This is a genomic window from Thiomonas sp. (genome assembly GCF_054608695.1).
The window spans coordinates 1-18,151 of the sequence record NZ_JBTRXV010000008.1; the positions used below are offsets into that span (position 1 = coordinate 1).

General features: G+C 67.0%; 19 protein-coding genes. 15 read left to right on the top strand and 4 right to left on the bottom strand.

All coding sequences use genetic code 11. From position 1 onward, the window contains the following. Window positions 1-293 precede the first annotated feature (293 nt). The 3 genes from ACYCUK_RS05425 to ACYCUK_RS05435 all read right to left on the bottom strand — a co-directional run bounded on the left by ACYCUK_RS05425 (window position 294) and on the right by ACYCUK_RS05435 (window position 3,225). Window positions 294-1,280: an aldo/keto reductase gene (locus ACYCUK_RS05425; protein WP_461593810.1), complete on the bottom strand. Its 987-nt coding sequence runs from the start codon at window positions 1,278-1,280 to the stop codon at window positions 294-296. A 373-nt stretch (window positions 1,281-1,653) separates the two neighbouring features. After that, window positions 1,654-2,124, bottom strand: coding sequence for a pilin (locus tag ACYCUK_RS05430; protein ID WP_461593811.1), 471 nt, complete (start codon window positions 2,122-2,124; stop codon window positions 1,654-1,656). A gap of 222 nt (window positions 2,125-2,346) precedes the next feature. Next, complete coding sequence (locus ACYCUK_RS05435) at window positions 2,347-3,225, bottom strand: alpha/beta hydrolase (RefSeq protein ID WP_461593812.1); 879 nt, start codon at window positions 3,223-3,225, stop codon at window positions 2,347-2,349. Window positions 3,226-3,460: 235 nt separating this feature from the next. On the opposite strand from ACYCUK_RS05435, the gene ACYCUK_RS05440 reads away from it, so the two are divergent. From ACYCUK_RS05440 to ACYCUK_RS05450, 3 genes are all read left to right on the top strand, one after another. After that, window positions 3,461-3,865, top strand: a complete 405-nt coding sequence (locus tag ACYCUK_RS05440) for a MerR family transcriptional regulator (RefSeq protein WP_461593813.1) — start codon at window positions 3,461-3,463, stop codon at window positions 3,863-3,865. 121 nt (window positions 3,866-3,986) lie between these two features. After that, a complete protein-coding gene (locus ACYCUK_RS05445; protein WP_461593814.1) occupies window positions 3,987-4,466 on the top strand; it encodes a PaaI family thioesterase in 480 nt (159 codons plus the stop codon). Window positions 4,467-4,536: 70 nt separating this feature from the next. After that, on the top strand, window positions 4,537-5,715 hold the full coding sequence (locus ACYCUK_RS05450; protein ID WP_461593815.1) for an isovaleryl-CoA dehydrogenase: 1,179 nt from the start codon (window positions 4,537-4,539) through the stop codon (window positions 5,713-5,715). Window positions 5,716-5,743: 28 nt separating this feature from the next. Here ACYCUK_RS05450 and ACYCUK_RS05455 read toward each other — a convergent pair whose 3' ends face one another. Then, window positions 5,744-6,907 carry an alanine--glyoxylate aminotransferase family protein gene (locus ACYCUK_RS05455; protein ID WP_461593816.1) on the bottom strand — a complete coding sequence of 388 codons (1,164 nt, stop codon included), beginning with the start codon at window positions 6,905-6,907 and terminating at the stop codon, window positions 5,744-5,746. A gap of 236 nt (window positions 6,908-7,143) precedes the next feature. On the opposite strand from ACYCUK_RS05455, the gene aceK reads away from it, so the two are divergent. The 12 genes from aceK (at window position 7,144) to ACYCUK_RS05515 (ending at window position 18,145) form a co-directional block, all read left to right on the top strand. Then, entirely contained in the window at window positions 7,144-8,964 is a 1,821-nt protein-coding gene (gene aceK / locus ACYCUK_RS05460) for a bifunctional isocitrate dehydrogenase kinase/phosphatase (RefSeq protein WP_461593817.1), read from the top strand. Continuing rightward, window positions 8,961-10,157 (top strand): acetyl-CoA C-acyltransferase, encoded by a 1,197-nt coding sequence (locus ACYCUK_RS05465; RefSeq protein WP_461593818.1) that lies wholly within the window; start codon window positions 8,961-8,963, stop codon window positions 10,155-10,157. The genes aceK and ACYCUK_RS05465 overlap by 4 nt, the downstream gene beginning before the upstream one ends. Then, on the top strand, window positions 10,154-10,534 hold the full coding sequence (locus ACYCUK_RS05470; protein WP_461593819.1) for a RidA family protein: 381 nt from the start codon (window positions 10,154-10,156) through the stop codon (window positions 10,532-10,534). The genes ACYCUK_RS05465 and ACYCUK_RS05470 overlap by 4 nt, the downstream gene beginning before the upstream one ends. Before the next feature lies 1 nt (window position 10,535). Continuing rightward, complete coding sequence (locus ACYCUK_RS05475) at window positions 10,536-11,663, top strand: acyl-CoA dehydrogenase family protein (RefSeq protein WP_461593820.1); 1,128 nt, start codon at window positions 10,536-10,538, stop codon at window positions 11,661-11,663. Window positions 11,664-11,691: 28 nt separating this feature from the next. Then, complete coding sequence (locus ACYCUK_RS05480; protein WP_461593821.1) at window positions 11,692-12,294, top strand: DsbA family protein; 603 nt, start codon at window positions 11,692-11,694, stop codon at window positions 12,292-12,294. A gap of 61 nt (window positions 12,295-12,355) precedes the next feature. Further along, entirely contained in the window at window positions 12,356-14,053 is a 1,698-nt protein-coding gene (locus ACYCUK_RS05485; protein WP_461593822.1) for an AMP-binding protein, read from the top strand. Between the two features lie 80 nt (window positions 14,054-14,133). Then, entirely contained in the window at window positions 14,134-15,747 is a 1,614-nt protein-coding gene (locus ACYCUK_RS05490) for a carboxyl transferase domain-containing protein (protein ID WP_461593823.1), read from the top strand. Window positions 15,748-15,792: 45 nt separating this feature from the next. Beyond that, window positions 15,793-16,047, top strand: coding sequence for a type II toxin-antitoxin system VapB family antitoxin (locus tag ACYCUK_RS05495; protein WP_461593824.1), 255 nt, complete (start codon window positions 15,793-15,795; stop codon window positions 16,045-16,047). Then, the gene (vapC, locus tag ACYCUK_RS05500) at window positions 16,044-16,442 is read left to right on the top strand and encodes a type II toxin-antitoxin system VapC family toxin (protein ID WP_461593825.1); all 399 of its coding nucleotides are present in this window, start codon (window positions 16,044-16,046) and stop codon (window positions 16,440-16,442) included. Before ACYCUK_RS05495 ends, vapC begins: the two co-directional genes overlap by 4 nt. 40 nt (window positions 16,443-16,482) lie before the next feature. Continuing rightward, on the top strand, window positions 16,483-16,773 hold the full coding sequence (locus ACYCUK_RS05505) for a YciI family protein (protein WP_461593826.1): 291 nt from the start codon (window positions 16,483-16,485) through the stop codon (window positions 16,771-16,773). Window positions 16,774-16,817: 44 nt separating this feature from the next. Then, a complete protein-coding gene (locus tag ACYCUK_RS05510) occupies window positions 16,818-17,354 on the top strand; it encodes a DinB family protein (protein WP_461593827.1) in 537 nt (178 codons plus the stop codon). Then, window positions 17,351-18,145, top strand: coding sequence for an enoyl-CoA hydratase-related protein (locus ACYCUK_RS05515; protein WP_461593828.1), 795 nt, complete (start codon window positions 17,351-17,353; stop codon window positions 18,143-18,145). The genes ACYCUK_RS05510 and ACYCUK_RS05515 overlap by 4 nt, the downstream gene beginning before the upstream one ends. Window positions 18,146-18,151: the final 6 nt, after the last annotated feature.

An 18,151-nucleotide genomic window follows, 5' to 3' on the forward strand; every position in this document is an offset into this window, starting at 1 on the left:
GACCTGGGCGAGATAGGTCTGCCACGGGCTGTCGGGCTGGGGGTCGATGTAGGACAGGGGATTCTTCGGGCTGGCTTTTTGCAGCATGGCGGTTTCCGTGTAGTGCGGCGCTCGTGGCGCCTTGTGGGTGTGGTGTTGTTGTGAACGGCCGGTCGGGCCACCTCCACTCTACGCCCGGGCCAAGTCTGAATCCACCTCGGTTGCGGCAGCTTGGCCGGATTGACGCATGCCGTTCCCTCGGCGCCCCACGGCGCGAGGGGAGCATCGAGCCGGCTCGGAGCCCTGTCGGGCAGCTACCGGTTCACCGCCTTCAGCGCCGCCTCGGGGTAGCGCGTGCCCTGGGCCGCACCCGGAGGCATGGCCTGATGGATGCGCAGCAGGTCGTCGGTGGACAGCGGCACTTTCAGCGCGCCCAGGTTCTCCTCCAGGCGGCTGATGCGCCGCGTGCCGGGGATGGGAATGATGTCGTCGCCCTGCGCCAGCAGCCAGGCCAGCGCCAGTTGCGCCGCGGTGCAGCCGCGCTCGGCGGCCATGTCGTGCAGGGTGTCGGCCAGGTGCAGATTGGCGGCAATGGCGTCGGCCTGGAAACGCGGCGAATGCAGCCGCCAGTCGCCGGGGCTGAGGTCTTCCTGCCTGCGGATCGCGCCGGTGAGAAAGCCGCGCCCGAGCGGGCTGTAGGCAACGAAGGCGATGCCGAGTTCGCGCACCGTGTCGAGCAGTTCGCCTTCCGGGTCGCGGCTCCATAGCGAGTATTCGGTCTGCAGCGCGGCAATCGGGTGCACCTTGTGGGCACGGCGGATGGTGGCGGGCGCCGCCTCCGACAAACCGAGCCAGCGCACCTTGCCGGCATGCACGAGATCGGCCATCGCCCCCACCGTCTCTTCGATCGGCACCTGCGGGTCCACGCGGTGTTGGTAGTACAGATCGATGACGTCGAGCTTGAGCCGGCGCAGGCTGGCGTCGCAGGCCTGGAGCACATACTCCGGGCGGCCGTTGACCCCGGCAAAGCTGCGGTCCGGCCCCCTGACGTTGCCGAACTTGGTGGCCAGCACCGCCTGGTTGCGGCGCCCGCGCAAGGCGCGGCCCAGCAGTTCCTCGTTGTCCCCCGCGCCATACATATCGGCGGTGTCGAGGAAATTCACGCCCAGGTCCAGCGCGCGGTGGATGGTGGCGATCGACGCCGCCTCATCCGCCGGGCCATAAAACTCCGACATGCCCATGCAGCCCAGGCCCAGCGCGGACACCAGCGGACCGCTGATGCCCAGATGTCGCATTTGCATAACCATCACCTCCCAAAATGCCAGGCTCCGAAGCTTGGCGCCCGATGCCTGCATCCTAGGAAAAACCACCCGCTCACGCTGCAACAGTTTGTTTGCAGCTGCCGTGAATGATGATGGGAGGGCGATGCGCGAATGCCCCCAGGTACCGTGGCGTTTGCCGCCTTCGGCACCCAAGGGCTCGCCATGGGGTGGTTGGATGTTGCCGGTGCCGGTGCCGGTGCCGGTCAGCGGCCGCGGTCCCGCCAAGAAAAAGCCCGCCTTGCGGCGGGCGAAAGTCCCGGAGATGAGAGAACAACACAACTTGTTCACTCTTCATCTAGCAGATTGCGTGCCAGCTCGTGCCGCACGCGCGTGCGGCAGCGTGGCTGAGGGGTCAGGTGCAGGAGGTTGGCAGGTACGCGGTGGCGATGGGCTGGCTGCCGCCGGAGACGCAGGTCCAGGCGATGGCGCCGGCGCTGGTGCGGGCGGAGAGCAGCAATGTGCTGCCCAGGATGTCGCTGTTGGCCTTGCGCCCGTACTGAACCTGAATCACGCCAGCGCTGCGCATGGTGACGTTGCTGACGTAGTTGCCCTGGATGGTGCCGGGCAGGTTGAGCGAGGCATTGCTCGCCGGCAGATAGCCTTTCTGCCCGTAAAAGTCCCCCAGGGCCAGCTTGGTGCCACCCGCAAGGGAGAGCCCCTCGGAAACCTGGGCGCGAATCACATAGGTTTGATAGGCGGGAATGGCGATGGCGGCGAGGATGCCGATGATGGCGACCACGATCATCAACTCGATGAGCGTGAAACCCCCGCTGGCGCTGCGGTGTCGGTTTCGCCGCGGGTGTGGGCGCTTGGCTTGCAGCATGGCGTGCCTCTGATCTTGGTTTGGATATGGGGTAGCGCTGGACACGCCGCTGGCCCCCAGGTGGGGGCACTGGGCGAGCAGCAAGAGTTGCGCCATGCGGAAATTAGGGCTGGACGTGCAACTTGTCACAAAAACGTCGAAATTTTGCGCCGGAAGCCCGTGCGGCATTGCCATGTTTTGTCACACTCCGACCGATTTCGCGCATGAATGCGACATAAAGCGTCAGCCGGCTGCGCCGAGCCCCGCATGCTTCGCGAGGGCACGCGCCAGGGCCAACAGCGAACCTTCGGGCCGCTCCAACTCGTGCAGGATGTCGAAGTGGTTGCGCCCGGACAGCGCGTGGAACTGCGCCGGCTCGCCTGCGGCCTGGAGCGCTGCGGCATAGGCACGGCTCTGGCGCTGCAGTTCAGGCAGTTCGGCCGCGCCGACGGCCACCTCGGTGATGCGGCCGGGCCGGATGCGGCGCTGCGGACTGCACTCGGCGATCTCGTCCTCGCTGAGTTGCAAGGCGTCGTTGAGGGCGCCACGCGCAATCGGTGCCAGCTCGAACAGACCGCTGATGGCGAGCACCGCGGCCACCGCCGGGTGGGCACGGTGCATGGCGGCCAGATGACCGCCGGCCGAATGCCCCGCCAGCACGATGCGCGGCGGCTGCCCTTGCGACTGGCCGAGCCCGGGGTGGGACTGCAGCGCGTCCAGCAGCAAACCGACTTCGGCGACGATGTCGGGCATGCGCACCTGCGGCGCCAGGGTGTACTCGCCCAGCACCACATGGAAGCCGGCTGCCAGCGGGCCGGTGGCGATGCAGGCGAAATCATCCTTGCTGCGCCATTGCCAGTAGCCGCCGTGGAGAAAGGCGAGGATGGGCGCGGCATTGGCGGCGCCGGCCGCTCGCACTGGCGGCGCGGGTGCAAACCAGTCGAACACCTGGCGCGGACCCGGGCCGTAAGGGATGTTGCGCGTGCAGTCATGCTGCGCGTACGCGGCCTGGCTGCGTCCCAGCAAGTCGTGCAGCAAGGACTGCGCGTTGGGCACGGCAGCGGAGTTGTCGTAGGCGGCGCTGTATTGCTCCCGGGTTTGCAGCGGGGTGGGCTCGGACATGGGCTGGGATATGGGTGGAGCAAGGGGGGGGGGTGGAACAAGGCGGGTGAAGCAAGGCGGGTGGAGCAAGGCGGGGAGAACAAAGCGTATGGCCAAAGCCGAAATTGTGCGCGCCAGGCCAGGCGGTTTCAGGCCAGGGCCGATTGCCGCCGATTGCCGATCGGCCGCTGCAGACCTTCTGACTACACTTGACGTATACGTCAATTCGGTCCCGACCTTCCAGCCCGCGCTCCCCATGGCCAAACCGCTGCCACCCCGCTACACCATCGCTGAACTGGCGCGCGAGTTCGAGCTCACGCCGCGCGCGATTCGCTTCTACGAGGAAGCGGGCTTGCTCCAACCCGAACGCGAGGGACGGCAGCGGGTGTACTCGCAAGGTGACCGCACGCGCCTGAAACTCACGCAACGCGGCAAGCGCCTGGGGCTGAGTCTGGCGGAGATCAAGGAACTGGTGACGATGTACGAGTCGCCCCGCGACACTGCGCCGCAACTGCGCCGCTTCCTGGACGTCCTGGGCGCGCACCGCCGCGACATCGAGGAGCGCATGGCCGAACTGCAAACCACGCTGGATGAGATTGGCGGCTATGAAGCCGAGGCTCGCGCCCTGCTGGCGAAGCAAGGCGCCAGGGAGGCCCGGTAGGGGACAGCGCGCGACATCCGCTTCAGCCGGCTGCTACGATTGCCGTTAACGTAAACGTCAATCAAATTCTCCATCAACGCGACCATCCATCCGCACCTGCCACCATCCCGGGCACCGAACCATGCAGCAGCCACCCACCGAAACCCAGGGCGCGCAGGAAGCCGCCGCTGCGCTTTCCCCGACGCAGGACGCCGCCGTGCGGCAGAGCTTTGCGCGCCAAGGCCTGATGCGGCATTGGGACGCGGGCATCGAGCATCTGGCGCATGGCAGGGCCGACCTCCGGCTGCCGCACTCCGAGCGCGTGAGCCAGCAGCAGGGCAGCTTTCACGGTGGGGCGATGGGCGCGCTGGCCGACATTGCCGCCGGCTACGCCGCGATGACCGTCGCGCCCGAAGGCATGGAGGTGGCCACGGTGGAGTACAAGATCAATTTCCTGGCGGCCTGCAGCGGCGGCGCGTTGCTGGCGCGGGGGCGGGTGGTGCGCGCCGGCCGGCGCATCATCATCACGGCGGCGAACGTGGTTCACCAGGCCGACGATGGCCGCGAGACGCTGTGCGCCGTGATGCAACAGACCATCATGCCGGTGACGAAAGGCTATTGAGCACCACCGCCCGGAGGCGCGCGGCAAACAACGCACGCCACGAACAAGACGATACCCAAGGAGACTCGCGATGAACCTGCCCGGACTGGACTTTCAACTCGGCGAAGACATTGACGCGCTGCGCGAGGCCGTGCGCAACTTTGCGCAGGCCGAGATCGCGCCGCGCGCGGCGGACATCGACCGCAGCGACCAGTTCCCCATGGACCTCTGGCGCAAGTTCGGCGACCTCGGCCTGCTCGGCGTGACCGTGCCGGAGTTGGAGGGCGGCAGCGGCATGGGCTATCTGGCTCACATGGTGGCGATGGAAGAAATCTCCCGCGCCAGCGCTTCGGTGGCCTTGAGCTACGGCGCGCATTCCAATCTCTGCGTCAACCAGATCCGGCGCAACGGCAATGCCGCGCAGAAGGCGCGCTACCTGCCCAAGCTCCTGTCGGGCGAGCATGTGGGCGCGTTGGCCATGAGCGAGCCGGGCGCGGGCAGCGACGTGGTCAGCATGAAGCTGCGCGCCGACAAGCGCGGCGATGCCTACGTGCTCAATGGCACCAAGATGTGGATCACCAACGGGCCCGACGCGCACACCCTGGTCGTGTATGCCAAGACCGATCTGGCCGCGGGCAGCAAGGGCATCACCGCCTTCATCGTGGAGAAGGGATTCAAGGGCTTTTCCGTGGCGCAAAAGCTCGACAAGCTCGGCATGCGCGGCAGCCATACCGGCGAACTGGTGTTCCAGGACGTCGAGGTACCCGCCGAGAACGTGCTGGGCAGCGTGGGCGGCGGCGCGAACGTGCTGATGAGCGGGCTGGATTACGAGCGCGCGGTGCTGGCTGGGGGGCCGGTGGGCATCATGCAGGCGGTGATGGACAACGTCGTGCCCTACGCGCATGAACGCAAACAGTTCGGCCAGGCGATTGGCGAATTCCAGCTCATCCAGGCCAAGCTGGCCGACCTCTACACCACGCTGCAAGCCGGGCGCAGCCTGCTCTACATGGTGGGCAAAAACCTCGACGCCCTAGGCGACGGCCACGCCAGAGGCGTGCGCAAGGACTGCGCCGCGGTCATTCTCTGGTGCGCCGAGAAAGCCACCTGGATGGCGGGCGAAGGCATCCAGATCTTCGGCGGCAACGGCTATATCAGCGACTACCCGCTGGGGCGGCTGTGGCGCGACGCCAAGCTGTACGAAATTGGCGCCGGCACGTCCGAGATCCGCCGCATGCTGATCGGGCGGGAACTGTTCGCGCAAACGGCCTGAGTCGATGGCTGCGCGCATGCAAAGCGTGTCACGCCATCTGCGGCCGGGTCTGCGGCGCCGGCACCAGGCCCACGGCGTCGAACGCGGCCTCCAGCCGACGCACGGCGGCGGGTACGTCGGCCCATTTGTCCAGGCCGAACAAGCCGAGGCGGAAGCTCATGAAATCGGCCGGCTCGTCGCAGGCCAGGGGCACGCCCGCAGCGATTTGCAGGCCAGCGGCGGCGAACTTCTTGGTGTTCTGGATCTCGGGGTCGCGGGTGTAGCTCACCACCACGCCTGGAGCTTGAAAACCAACTGCCGCCACGCTTTTCACGCCACGGCGTTCCAGCGAGGCACGCACCGCGCGGCCGAGTTCGATCTGCGCCGCCTTGAGCTTGGGCAGACCGATGGCGCAGGCTTCGCGCATGACATCGCGGGTCTGCTCCAGCGCCTGGGTGGGCATGGTGGCATGGTAGGCATGGCCACCCTTGACGTAGGCCTGCATGATCTGCTGCCACTTCTTCAGGTCGCAGGTGAAGCTGTCGCTCTGGGTGGTGTCGAGCTTGGCCACGGCGCGCTCGCCCAGCATGGCGAAGCCGCAGCAGGGCGGGCCGCTCCAGCCTTTTTGCGGCGCGGAGACGAGCACGTCCACCAGGTTGTCCTGCATGTCCACCCACATCGCGCCGGAAGCGATGCAGTCGAGCACGAACAGGCCGCCGACTTCGCGCACCGCCGTGCCGATGGCGCGCAGATGGTCGTCGGGCAAGATCAGGCCGGCGGAGGTTTCCACATGCGGCGCGAACACCACGGCGGGGCGCTCGCGGCGAATGGCGGCGACCACCTCGGCGATGGGCGCGGGGGCGAAGGGCGACTCGCTGGCCTCGGCGGTGCGGCGTGCCTTGAGCACCGTCACCTTGTCGCTGAGCTTGCCCATCTCGATGATTTGCGACCAACGGTAGCTGAACCAGCCGTTGCGCACGATGAGCGCGCTCTGGCCTTGCACGAACTGGCGCGCCACGGCTTCCATCGCGAAGCTGCCGCTGCCGGGCACGATCACGGCTTGGTGCGCGTTGTAAGCGGTTTTCAGCATGTCGGACAGATCGCGCATGACCTGCTGGAAGCGCTTGGCCATGTGGTTGAGCGAGCGGTCGGTGTAGACGACCGAATATTCCAGCAGGCCGTCGGGGTCGACATCGGGAAGCAGTCCGGGCATGGCGTGTCTCCTGAAAATGTGAAGATGGGTGATGGGGCTGACCGGGCATGGCGCACCGTGCGACTCGCCGCACCTGCCTTGCGTTCTGCTGCGACGCAGCGGGCCAGCCTGTCCAACTCAAGGGCGTTCAGCCTAGCACGCAGGCTGCCGCGGGGCATGGCGCCCGGCCCTGTTCCTGAAACTGAAACGCGGGCGCGGGTACAGTCGGAGACGTTCTTGTTTTGTGGGCGCGCCCGATGAACCAATTTCCACCCCGGCTGGATTCGCATGTCGCGTTCGCCATCGCCCGCGCCATGCTCGACGGCTTCAACAAGCATTACCGCCTGTTCCGTGAGGTCAGCCGCGAGGCCAAGGCGCGGTTCGAGGCGGCCGACTGGGCCGGGCAGCAGCGGGCGCAGCGCGAGCGCATCGCCTTCTACGACACCCGGGTGGACGAAGCCACCGAGCGGCTGCAGACCGAGTTCGACGCCGGACATCTGGACACGGCCATCTGGCACCAGGCCAAGCTGCATTACATTGGCCTGCTGACCAACCATCTGCAACCCGAGCTGGCCGAAACCTTCTTCAATTCGGTGACGACCAAGATCCTGCATCGGCAGCATTTCCACAACGACATCCTGTTCGTGCGTCCGGCCCTCTCCACCGAATACATCGAGTACGACGAGCCGGCCGCGCAACCCACCTTCCGCGCCTACTACCCCACACGCGAAACCCTGCGCGACACGCTGGTGCGCATCATCCACAACCACCTGCTGCAGCTTCCGTTCGAGCATCTGGAGCGCGACATCGACCAGGTGCTGGAGGCCGTGGAGCGGCGGCTGGAGGGCGCGCGGCTGCGCAGCAATTTCCAGATTCAGGTGCTGTCCTCGCTGTTCTACCGCAACAAGGGCGCCTATGTGGTGGGCAAGATCATCAACGGCTTCTGGGAGTTTCCGCTGGCGCTGCCCATCCTGCACGACGCGCGCGGCCGGCTCGTCATCGACACCGTGCTGCTGCACGAGGACGACCTGCTGCTGCTGTTCTCCTTCGCCCGCGCCTACTTCATGGTGGACATGGCGGTGCCCTCGGCCTATGTGCAGTTTTTGCGCACGCTGATGCCGCGCAAACCGCGTTCCGAGCTGTACAGCGCGCTCGGCCTGGCCAAGCAGGGCAAGACCTTGTTCTACCGCGACTTCCTCTACCACTTGCGGCATTCGAGCGACCGCTTCACCACCGCCCCGGGCATCAAGGGCATGGTGATGCTGGTGTTCACCCTGCCCTCGTTTCCCTTCGTGTTCAAAGTCATTCGCGACTTCTACCCCGCCCCGAAAGACACCACGCGCGAGAAGATCAAGGCCAAGTATCTGCTGGTGAAGCAGCACGACCGCGTGGGCCGCATGGCCGACACGCTGGAGTATTCCAACGTGGCCTTCCCGCGCGAGCGCTTCGATGCCGAGCTGATTGCCGAACTCAAGGCCACCTGCGCCTCGCTGGTGGAAGAGGAAGGCGATTTGCTCATCATTCGCCATTGCTACATCGAGCGGCGCATGATTCCGCTGAACATCCACCTGCAGGAGGCCACGCCGGCGCAACTGGAGGCGGCGGTGATCGACTACGGCAACGCCATCAAGGACCTGGTGGCGGCGAATATTTTCCCGGGCGACATGCTGTGGAAAAACTTCGGCATCACGCGCCACGGCAAGGTGGTGTTCTACGACTACGACGAGATCGAATACATCACCGACTGCAACTTCCGCCACGTGCCCGCGCCGCGCTGCGAAGAAGACGAAATGGCCGCCGAGCCCTGGTACCCGGTGGGCCCGCACGACATCTTTCCCGAGACCTTCGGCACCTTCCTGCTCGGCAACCCCAAGGTGCGCGAGGTCTTCATGCGCCACCACGCCGATCTGCTCGACGCCGCGTACTGGCAGCAGCAACAGCAGCGCACGCGCGAGGGCCATGTGTTCGACGTGTTTCCGTATGACACGACGCGCCGCTTCGGCCATCGGCATGCGCAGTCCGCGTCCGCGCCGGTGGGCGCGGCACCCCTTTCAACAACCGCTCTGGAGGCATCATGAATTCCGATCCCATCGTCATTGTTTCCGCCGCGCGCACCCCCATCGGGGGGCTGCTCGGCGACTTCGCCGCCGTCCCCGCCTGGGATCTCGGCGCCACGGCCATCGCGGCTGCCGTGCAACGTGCCGGCATTGCCGGCGACGCCGTGAACGAAGTCCTCATGGGCAATTGCCTCATGGCCGGCCAGGGCCAGGCCCCGGCGCGGCAAGCCGCGCTCAAGGCCGGGCTGCCGCAATCCGCCGGGGCCGTGACGCTGTCGAAAATGTGCGGCTCGGGCATGCGGGCGATGATGTTCGCCCACGACATGCTGGCCGCGGGTTCGGCCGATGTGATGGTGGCCGGCGGCATGGAGAGCATGACCAACGCGCCCCACCTGGCCTTCGTCCGCAAGGGGGTGAAGTATGGCGCCACCCAGTTCTACGACCACATGGCGCTCGATGGCCTGGAAGACGCCTACGAGCGTTCACCAAACGGCGGCGGCAAGGCGATGGGCGTGTTCGCCGAAAGCTGCGTCAGCAAGTACAGCTTCAGCCGCGCCGAGATGGACGCCTTCGCCATCGCCTCCACCGAGCGCAGCAAGAAAGCAAACGAGGACGGCAGCTTCGACTGGGAAATGGCGCCGGTCACCGTGGCGGGTCGTGGCGGCGACACACAAATCAACCGCGACGAGCAGCCGTTCAAGGCCAAGCTCGACAAGATTCCCGGCCTGAAGCCCGCGTTCAAGAAAGACGGCGCCATCACCGCCGCCACCTCGTCGAGCATTTCCGACGGCGCAGCCGCCTTGGTGCTGATGCGCCAATCCACCGCCGCCAAGCTGGGCTGCAAGCCCATCGCCCGCATCGTCTCGCATGCGGTGCACGCGCAGGCGCCGGAGTGGTTCACCACCGCGCCGGTGGGCGCGATCCAGAAGGTGCTGGACAAATCCGGCTGGAAGGCGGCCGACGTGGACTTGTGGGAAGTGAACGAGGCCTTCGCCGCCGTCACCATGGCGGCGATGCGCGAATTCAGCCTGCCGCACGACATCGTCAACGTGCATGGCGGCGCCGTGGCGCTGGGCCACCCCATCGGCGCGAGTGGCGCGCGCATCGTCGTCACCCTGCTGGGCGCACTGCGCAAGCACGGGCTCAAAAAAGGCGTGGCCGCGCTGTGCATCGGCGGCGGCGAGGCCACCGCCATGGCGGTGGAACTGCTGTGAACAAACACATCAGATCCGGCTCCAGCTTCGAGACCCTTGCCGGCTACAGCCGCGCCGTGGTCGATGACCGCTATGTGCATGTCTCCGGCACCACGGGTTTCGACTACACCGCCATGACCATCAGCGACGACGCGGCGGAGCAAACCCGGCAATGCTTTCGCAATATCGCCGCCGCCTTGCGCGAGGCTGGCTGCACGCTGGACGATGTGGTGCGGGTGCGCTACCTGCTGACCGACGCCGCCTTGTTCGACCAGCTCGCGCCCATCTTCGGCCAGCACTTTGCCCGTGCACGCCCGGCCGCGACGGCGCAAATCTGCGGCTTGATCGACCCTCGCATGCGCGTCGAAATCGAAGTGACCGCCAAGCTGCCCGACTGACATGCTGCTCTCCGACGACCACCGACTCATCCGCGACGCGGTGCGCGACTACGCGCAAGCGGAAATCGCGCCGCACGCCGCCGCCTGGGCGCGAGAGGCCCGCTTCCCACGCGAGGCCTTGCAAGGCCTGGCCGCGCTCGGCTGCCTGGGCATTGCCGTGCCAACACAATGGGATGGCGCCGGGCTGGACTATCTGGCGCTGGCGCTGGCGATCGAGGAAATTGCCGCCGCCGACGGCGCCACCAGCACCATCGTCAGCGTGAACAACTGCCCGGTGTGTTCGATCTTGATGGCCTGGGGCAGCGAGGCGCAGAAGGAGCGCTGGCTCAAGCCGGTGGCGCGCGGCGAGACGATCGGGGCGTTCGCGCTGACCGAGCCGCAGGCTGGCTCGGATGCATCGAATTTGCGAACAAGCGCAAGGCTGGATGGCAGCCGCTACGTGCTCGACGGCGTCAAGCAGTTCATCACCAGCGGCAAGCACGGCGGTGTCGCCATCGTGCTGGCGGCCACCGACCGGGCTGCGGGCAAGAAGGGCATCAGCGCTTTCATCGTGCCCACCGATGCGCCGGGTTATGTCGTGGAACGCTTGGAACACAAGACCGGGCAGACCGCAAGCGACACCGCGCAGATCCGCTTCGACGCCTGCCGCGTGCCGCTGGAAAACCGCATCGGCGCCGAAGGCGAGGGCTACAAGATCGCGCTCTCCGGTCTGGAAGGCGGGCGCATCGGCATTGCGTCGCAGGCGGTGGGCATGGCGCATGCGGCGTTCGAGGCGGCCCTGCGCTACGCCCGCGAGCGCAGCGCGTTCGGCAAGCCGATCGTCGAGCATCAGGCGGTGCAGTTCCGGCTGGCGGACATGGCGATGCAGATCGAGGCGGCGCGGCAGCTGGTGTGGCACGCGGCCAGCCTGAAGGATGCCGGCCAGCCTTGCCTGAAAGAAGCTGCGATGGCCAAGCTGTTGGCCAGCACCATGGCCGAGCGCGTGTGCAGTGACGCCATGCAGATCCACGGCGGTTACGGCTATGTGGAAGACTTCCCCGTCGAGCGCATCTGGCGCGACGTGCGGGTTTGCCAGATTTACGAAGGCACCAGCGATGTGCAGAAAATGCTCATCGCCCGCGCGCTATAACGTCGGGAACAGCCCCCGGAGACTCACCATGCCCGTCAGCCCCATCACCTTTTATTTCGACTTCACCTCGCCCTACTCCTACCTCGCCAGCACCCGCATCGAGGCGCTGGCGGCGAAGCACGGCCGTGGCATCGAATGGGTGCCCATCCTGCTGGGGCCGGTGTTCGCAGCAACGGGCGCCAAGGCGCTGGTGGACCAGCCGATCAAGGGCGATTACGCCCTCATCGACATCCCGCGCTCGGCCCGTTTTCTCGGCGTGCCCTATCTCCATCCCGAGCGCTTCCCCGTGGTCACCTATCAGGCCGCGCGCGTGGTCATCGGGTTGCAACGGGAGCACCCCGACAAGGCCGCGCCCTGGGTGCATGCCTGCTTCGGCGCCTACTTTGCGCACAACCGCAACATCAGCGACATGCCAGTGCTGCACGAGCTGGCGCGGGAACTGGGATTGGAGCCGGCGCAGGTGGATGCCTGGTGCGGCGATGCGCAGATCAAGGCCCAGCTCAAGGCGAATGTCGATCGCGCCCTGCAAAGTGGCGTGTGCGGCGCGCCATTTTTCGTGGTGGACGACGAGCCTTTCTGGGGCGTGGACCGCCTGCCCCAGCTCGACGCCTGGCTGACGGCGAGATTCTGAAGTCTTGCCATCATCCAACCAGACGGTGCCCGAGCGCCGCACCCGAACCCTGGAGACAACCATGACCGACGTTCTCACCACCAGCTATGCCTGCGGCGACAAGCTCGCGCCGCTCATCACCCAGACCCTGGGCGATTTCTTCGATGCGATGGCCGCGCGCCAGGGTGAGCACGAGGCCCTGGTGTCGCGCCACCAGGGCCTGCACCTGAGCTACGCCGAACTCAAGCGCGAGGTCGACCGGCTCGCCAGCAGCCTGTTGCGCAGCGGCCTGCGCAAGGGCGACCGCGTCGGCATCTGGGCGCACAACGGCGTGGAATGGGTGCTGATGCAACTGGCCACGGCCAAGGTGGGCGTGATCCTGGTGAACATCAACCCGGCTTACCGCACATCGGAAGTGGAGTACGCGCTGAACAAGGTGGGCTGCCGCGCGCTGGTGACGATGACGCGTTTCAAGACCAGCGACTATCTGGCCATGCTGCGCGAACTCGCGCCGGAGCTTGCCACTTGCGCTCCGGGTGAACTGCGCGCCGCGCGCCTGCCGGACTTGCGCCTCGTGGTGCATCTTGGCCTGGAAGCCGAACCCGGCATGCTGCGCTTCGCCGACTGGCTCGCGCAAGGCAGCGGCGCCGACCCGATGGTGGCGCAGGCGGCGGCGCAGCTGGCCGCGTTTGATCCCATCAACATCCAGTTCACCAGCGGCACCACCGGCTTCCCCAAAGGCGCCACGCTGACCCACAGCAACATCCTGAACAACGGCTATTTCATCGGCGAGGCCATGCGCCTCACCGCGGCCGACCGGCTGTGCATTCCAGTGCCGCTGTACCACTGCTTCGGCATGGTGCTGGGCAACCTGGCATGCCTCACGCATGGCGCCACCATCGTTTATCCGAACGATGGGTTCGACCCTTTGCTCACCCTGCAGACCGTGCAGGAAGAGGCCTGCACCGGACTGCATGGCGTGCCCACCATGTTCATCGCCATGCTCGACCATCCGCGCTTCGCGGAGTTCGACATGGGCACGCTGCGCACCGGCATCATGGCCGGCAGCCCCTGCCCGACCGAGGTGATGAAACGGGTGGTGCGCGATATGCACTTGAGCGAGATCACCATCGCTTACGGCATGACCGAAACCGCGCCGGTGAGCTGCCAAAGTTCCACCGACACGCCGCTGGACAAGCGCGTCAGCACCGTCGGCCAGGTGCAGCCGCATCTGGAGGTGAAGATCATCGACCCGCAAACCAGGGCCACCGTGCCACCCGGCACGCCGGGCGAGCTCTGCACCCGCGGCTATTCGGTCATGCACGGCTATTGGGGCGATGCGGAGAAGACGCAAGAGGCCATCGACCCCGAGGGCTGGATGCACACCGGCGACCTGGCGACGATGGACGCCGAGGGCTATGTGAACATCGTCGGCCGCATCAAGGACATGGTGATCCGCGGCGGCGAGAACATTTATCCACGCGAGGTGGAGGAATTCCTCTATCGCTGTCCCGTGGTGCAGGACGTGCAGGTGGTGGGCGTGCCCGATGCGAAGTACGGCGAGGAGTTGTGCGCCTGGATCATCGCCAAAGCTGGCACGTCTCCCACGGACGACGACATCCGCGAGTTCTGCAAAGGCCAGATCGCGCACTACAAGATCCCGCGCCACATCCGCTTCGTGCAGAGCTTTCCAATGACCATCACCGGCAAGGTGCAGAAATTCAAGATTCGCGAAGCCATGCAGCGGGAGTTGGGCGTGCAGCCGGAGCGCACGGCCTGAATCCGGCTCGACAACTTCACGGCCATACGGCCAGCCGCCAACCCGCAAGCCCTTGCCTCCCCCAGGACCGAATTCCCGCCATGCCCCGTCTTGAATCCAGCATCGACCTCCGCAGCGCCGCCTTCGCCGCGAATGCACAAACCATGCGCGCGTTGCTCGACGACTTGCGCGCCAAGCTGGCCCTGGCGGCCCTGGGCGGCGGCGAGGCCGCGCGGGCCAAGCACACCGCGCGCGGCAAGCTGCTGCCGCGCAGCCGCGTGGCCGCTTTGCTCGATCCCGGCACGCCTTTCCTGGAGTTCTCGGCGCTGGCGGCGCTGGGCCTGTACGACGACGCCGCGCCGGGCGCGGGCATCATCACCGGCATCGGCCGCATCCAAGGGCGCGAGTGCGTGGTGGTGTGCAACGACGCCACGGTGAAGGGCGGCACCTATTACCCGATGACGGTGAAAAAGCATCTGCGCGCACAAGACATCGCCCGCGAAAACCGCTTGCCCTGCATCTATCTGGTGGACTCGGGCGGCGCCAATCTGCCCAATCAGGACGAGGTGTTTCCCGACCGCGACCACTTCGGCCGCATCTTCTACAACCAGGCGACGATGAGCGCTGCGGGTGTGCCGCAGATTGCGGTGGTGATGGGTTCGTGCACCGCGGGCGGCGCTTATGTGCCGGCGATGAGCGACGAGTCGGTCATCGTCAAGGGCCAGGGCACCATCTTCCTCGCCGGCCCGCCGCTGGTGAAAGCCGCCATCGGCGAAGTGGTGAGCGCCGAAGACTTGGGCGGCGCCGACGTGCACACGCGGCTCTCGGGCGTGGCCGACCACTACGCCCACGACGACACCGAGGCGCTGGCGATCACCCGTCGCATCGTCGGCCATCTGCCCGCCGCAGCCGACAAGCGCCAGGGGCTGGAGTTGCGCGAACCACGCGCCCCCGCCTACCCGGCCGAGGAACTACACGGCCTGGCGCCACTGGATTTGCGCAAGCCGCTGGACGTGCGCGAGATCATCGCCCGCATCGTCGACGGCTCGGAGCTCGACGAATTCAAGGCGCGCTACGGCACCACCCTGGTGTGCGGCTTCGCCCACATCCAGGGCATGCCGGTGGGCATCGTCGCCAACAACGGCATTTTGTTTTCCGAGTCGGCGCTGAAGGGTGCGCACTTCATCGAGCTGTGCTGCCAGCGCCGCGTGCCGCTGGTGTTCCTGCAGAACATCACCGGCTTCATGATCGGCAAAAAAGCCGAGAACGAAGGCATTGCCCGCAACGGCGCGAAGATGGTGACGGCCGTGGCCTGCGCCGCGGTGCCGAAGTTCACGGTCATCATCGGCGGCAGTTTCGGTGCCGGCAACTACGGCATGTGCGGCCGCGCCTACGGCCCGCGCCAACTCTGGATATGGCCCAACGCGCGCATCAGCGTGATGGGCGGCGAGCAGGCGGCCAGCGTGCTGGCCACGGTGCGGCGCGACGGCATCGAGGCCAAGGGCGGCGCCTGGAGCGCGGCGGAGGAGGAGGCCTTCAAGGCGCCCATCCGCGACCAATACGAAACCCAGGGCCACCCCTACCACGCCACCGCCCGGCTGTGGGACGACGGCGTCATCGACCCCGCCGAGACCCGCCGCGTCCTGGCGCTGGGGCTGTCGGCAGCGCTCAATGCGCCGATCCCCGAAACCCGCTTCGGGGTGTTCCGGATGTGAGGCAGAAGCCTACAATGTGTATCACTCCATCATTTCACACACATCATGCGCACGAACATCGACATCGACGACGCACTCATGGACGCGGCGATGCGCGCCGGCCCGTTCAAGACCAAGAAGGACGCGGTGGAGGCCGGCTTGAAGCTGCTGCGCAGGCAGGCAGCCTACCGCGACTTGCTCGCCCTGCGCGGCAAGCTGCGCTGGGAAGATCCCTTGGCCGCGGATGCCGCGCCGCCCATGGTGCAGGCATCGCGCAACGCCTACGGCCCCGCGGCGACCCGGGGCAAGGCGGCGAAATGATCCTGGTGGACAGCTCGGTGTGGATCGATTTTTTCAACGGCCGCACGACCCGGCAGACCGACCAGCTCGCCTGGCTGCTCGAAGACATGGCGCCGCTGGCCGTGGCCGACCTGGTGCTGTTCGAAGTGCTGCGCGGTTTCCGCCACGAGCGCGACCACCTCGCCGCGCGCAAGACCCTGGCCGAATTGACCACGGTGGACATCGGCGGCGAGCACAACGCCCTGCAAGCCGTGCAGCACGACCGCCTGCTGCGCGCGATGGGCTACACCATCCGCAGCCTCATCGACATCCTGCAAGCCAGCTACTGCATCGAGCACGGCCACGCCCTGCTGCACGACGATGCCGACTTCGACGTGATGGAAGACCTGCGCGGCCTCAAGGTCTGGCGGCACTGATCCATACACATCCCCTGCCCTGCAAACGCACGCTCAGACCATGTTCCTCATCCTGCTGAAGTACATCCGCCCGCTCGACCAGGTCGAAGCCCACCTCGCCGCGCACCGCGAATACCTGCGCCGCCGCTACGCCGACGGCAGCTTCCTCATGTCGGGCCGCATGGAGCCGCGCACCGGAGGCGTGATCCTGGCGCAGGCCGCGAGCCGCGATGCGGCCGAGGCCATGATGCACGAGGACCCCTTCTACACGGCAGGCGTGGCCGAATACACCCTGGTGGAATTCCACCCCACCATGACCGCGCCCGCACTGGCGCAGTTCAAGGCGCATTGAGCCCGCTGCCGCCCCCGTCGCCACCGATCCATGGAGCCTCGACCATGACCAACCTGCGCAACCATCTACGCACCATGGCCCGCTACCACGCCTGGGCCGCGCGCAAGCTGCTCGACGAGCATGTGGCCGCGCTGCCGGAGGCCGATTACCGGCGCGATTGCGGGCTGTTTTTCAAGAGCGTGCACGGCACCTTGAACCATCTGCTGGTCGGTGAGCACCAGTTGTGGTTCAGCCGCTTCGCGCTCGGCATTTCGCCAAGCGGCATCGCGCTCGACCAGGAAGCCGAGCCCGACCGCGCCCTGCTGGCCCAACGCCTGCTCGCCGCGGCACAGGCGTGGGGGCCGTTCATCGAAGCCTTGCCGGAAGACCGCTTCTCAGGCTCGTTCAACTACACCAGCAGCAAGGGCGTGCCGGTGACCGCGCCTTATGCCGCCACCCTGGCGCATGTGTTCAACCACGGCACCCACCATCGCGGCCAGATCACCGCCGCACTGACGATGATGGGCCACACCTGCCCCGAACTCGACCTGATTTACATGCTGCAGGCCGAGCGCCGCCAACAGGAGCAGCAACAGCAATGAGCGCAGCACCCATCCACCTTTCCCGCAACGGCGCCGTCGCCACGGTCACGCTGGCGCGCCCCGAGGTGCGCAATGCCTTCGACGCCGCCACCATCGCCGCGCTGCACGCCGCCTTCATCGAGCTGGGCGCCGCGCCGCAGGTGCGCGTCGTCGTGCTGGCGGCCGATGGCCCGGCGTTCTCTGCCGGCGCCGACCTGAACTGGATGCGCGAGATGGCCGGCTACAGCGACGCCGAGAACCGCGACGACGGGCTCAAGCTCGCCCGCATGCTGCGCGCCATCGCCGATTGCCCCAAGCCCGTGATCGCGCGGGTGCAGGGCGACGCCTTCGCCGGCGGCGTGGGCCTGGTGGCGGCGTGCGATCTGGCCGTGGCGCTGCAGTCCGCCCGCTTTTGCCTGAGTGAGGTCAAGCTCGGGCTGATTCCCGCCACCATCGCCCCGCATGTGCTGCGGGCGATGGGGCCGCGCGCGGCGCAGCGCTACAGCCTCACCGCCGAGGTCTTCGACGCCGCCACGGCGCGGCAGACGGGCCTGATCCACGAGGTCGCGACGGACGCCGCCGCGCTCGATGCCCAGGTGCAACAATGGTGTGCGGCGCTGCTGGCCGCCTCGCCCCAGGCGCTGGCTGCCGCCAAGCGGCTGTTGGCCGACGTGGCGCACCGCCCGCTGAACGAGGCGCTGCTGGCCGACACCGCAGTACGCATTGCCGAAGCCCGCTCCAGCGCCGAAGGGCGCGAAGGCATCGCCGCCTTCCTCGCCAAGCGCAAACCCTCCTGGGCGCAGCCCTCCTGAATTCGT

What these genes read in the sequence shown, in the direction of transcription:
- ACYCUK_RS05425 (WP_461593810.1), bottom strand. Translation starts at nt 1,280, where the DNA reads ATGCAAATGCGACATCTGGGCATCAGCGGTCCGCTGGTGTCCGCGCTG.
- ACYCUK_RS05430 (WP_461593811.1), bottom strand. Translation starts at nt 2,124, where the DNA reads ATGCTGCAAGCCAAGCGCCCACACCCGCGGCGAAACCGACACCGCAGC.
- ACYCUK_RS05435 (WP_461593812.1), bottom strand. Translation starts at nt 3,225, where the DNA reads ATGTCCGAGCCCACCCCGCTGCAAACCCGGGAGCAATACAGCGCCGCC.
- ACYCUK_RS05440 (WP_461593813.1), top strand. Translation starts at nt 3,461, where the DNA reads ATGGCCAAACCGCTGCCACCCCGCTACACCATCGCTGAACTGGCGCGC.
- ACYCUK_RS05445 (WP_461593814.1), top strand. Translation starts at nt 3,987, where the DNA reads ATGCAGCAGCCACCCACCGAAACCCAGGGCGCGCAGGAAGCCGCCGCT.
- ACYCUK_RS05450 (WP_461593815.1), top strand. Translation starts at nt 4,537, where the DNA reads ATGAACCTGCCCGGACTGGACTTTCAACTCGGCGAAGACATTGACGCG.
- ACYCUK_RS05455 (WP_461593816.1), bottom strand. Translation starts at nt 6,907, where the DNA reads ATGCCCGGACTGCTTCCCGATGTCGACCCCGACGGCCTGCTGGAATAT.
- aceK (WP_461593817.1), top strand. Translation starts at nt 7,144, where the DNA reads ATGAACCAATTTCCACCCCGGCTGGATTCGCATGTCGCGTTCGCCATC.
- ACYCUK_RS05465 (WP_461593818.1), top strand. Translation starts at nt 8,961, where the DNA reads ATGAATTCCGATCCCATCGTCATTGTTTCCGCCGCGCGCACCCCCATC.
- ACYCUK_RS05475 (WP_461593820.1), top strand. Translation starts at nt 10,536, where the DNA reads ATGCTGCTCTCCGACGACCACCGACTCATCCGCGACGCGGTGCGCGAC.
- ACYCUK_RS05480 (WP_461593821.1), top strand. Translation starts at nt 11,692, where the DNA reads ATGCCCGTCAGCCCCATCACCTTTTATTTCGACTTCACCTCGCCCTAC.
- ACYCUK_RS05485 (WP_461593822.1), top strand. Translation starts at nt 12,356, where the DNA reads ATGACCGACGTTCTCACCACCAGCTATGCCTGCGGCGACAAGCTCGCG.
- ACYCUK_RS05490 (WP_461593823.1), top strand. Translation starts at nt 14,134, where the DNA reads ATGCCCCGTCTTGAATCCAGCATCGACCTCCGCAGCGCCGCCTTCGCC.
- ACYCUK_RS05495 (WP_461593824.1), top strand. Translation starts at nt 15,793, where the DNA reads ATGCGCACGAACATCGACATCGACGACGCACTCATGGACGCGGCGATG.
- vapC (WP_461593825.1), top strand. Translation starts at nt 16,044, where the DNA reads ATGATCCTGGTGGACAGCTCGGTGTGGATCGATTTTTTCAACGGCCGC.
- ACYCUK_RS05505 (WP_461593826.1), top strand. Translation starts at nt 16,483, where the DNA reads ATGTTCCTCATCCTGCTGAAGTACATCCGCCCGCTCGACCAGGTCGAA.
- ACYCUK_RS05510 (WP_461593827.1), top strand. Translation starts at nt 16,818, where the DNA reads ATGACCAACCTGCGCAACCATCTACGCACCATGGCCCGCTACCACGCC.
- ACYCUK_RS05515 (WP_461593828.1), top strand. Translation starts at nt 17,351, where the DNA reads ATGAGCGCAGCACCCATCCACCTTTCCCGCAACGGCGCCGTCGCCACG.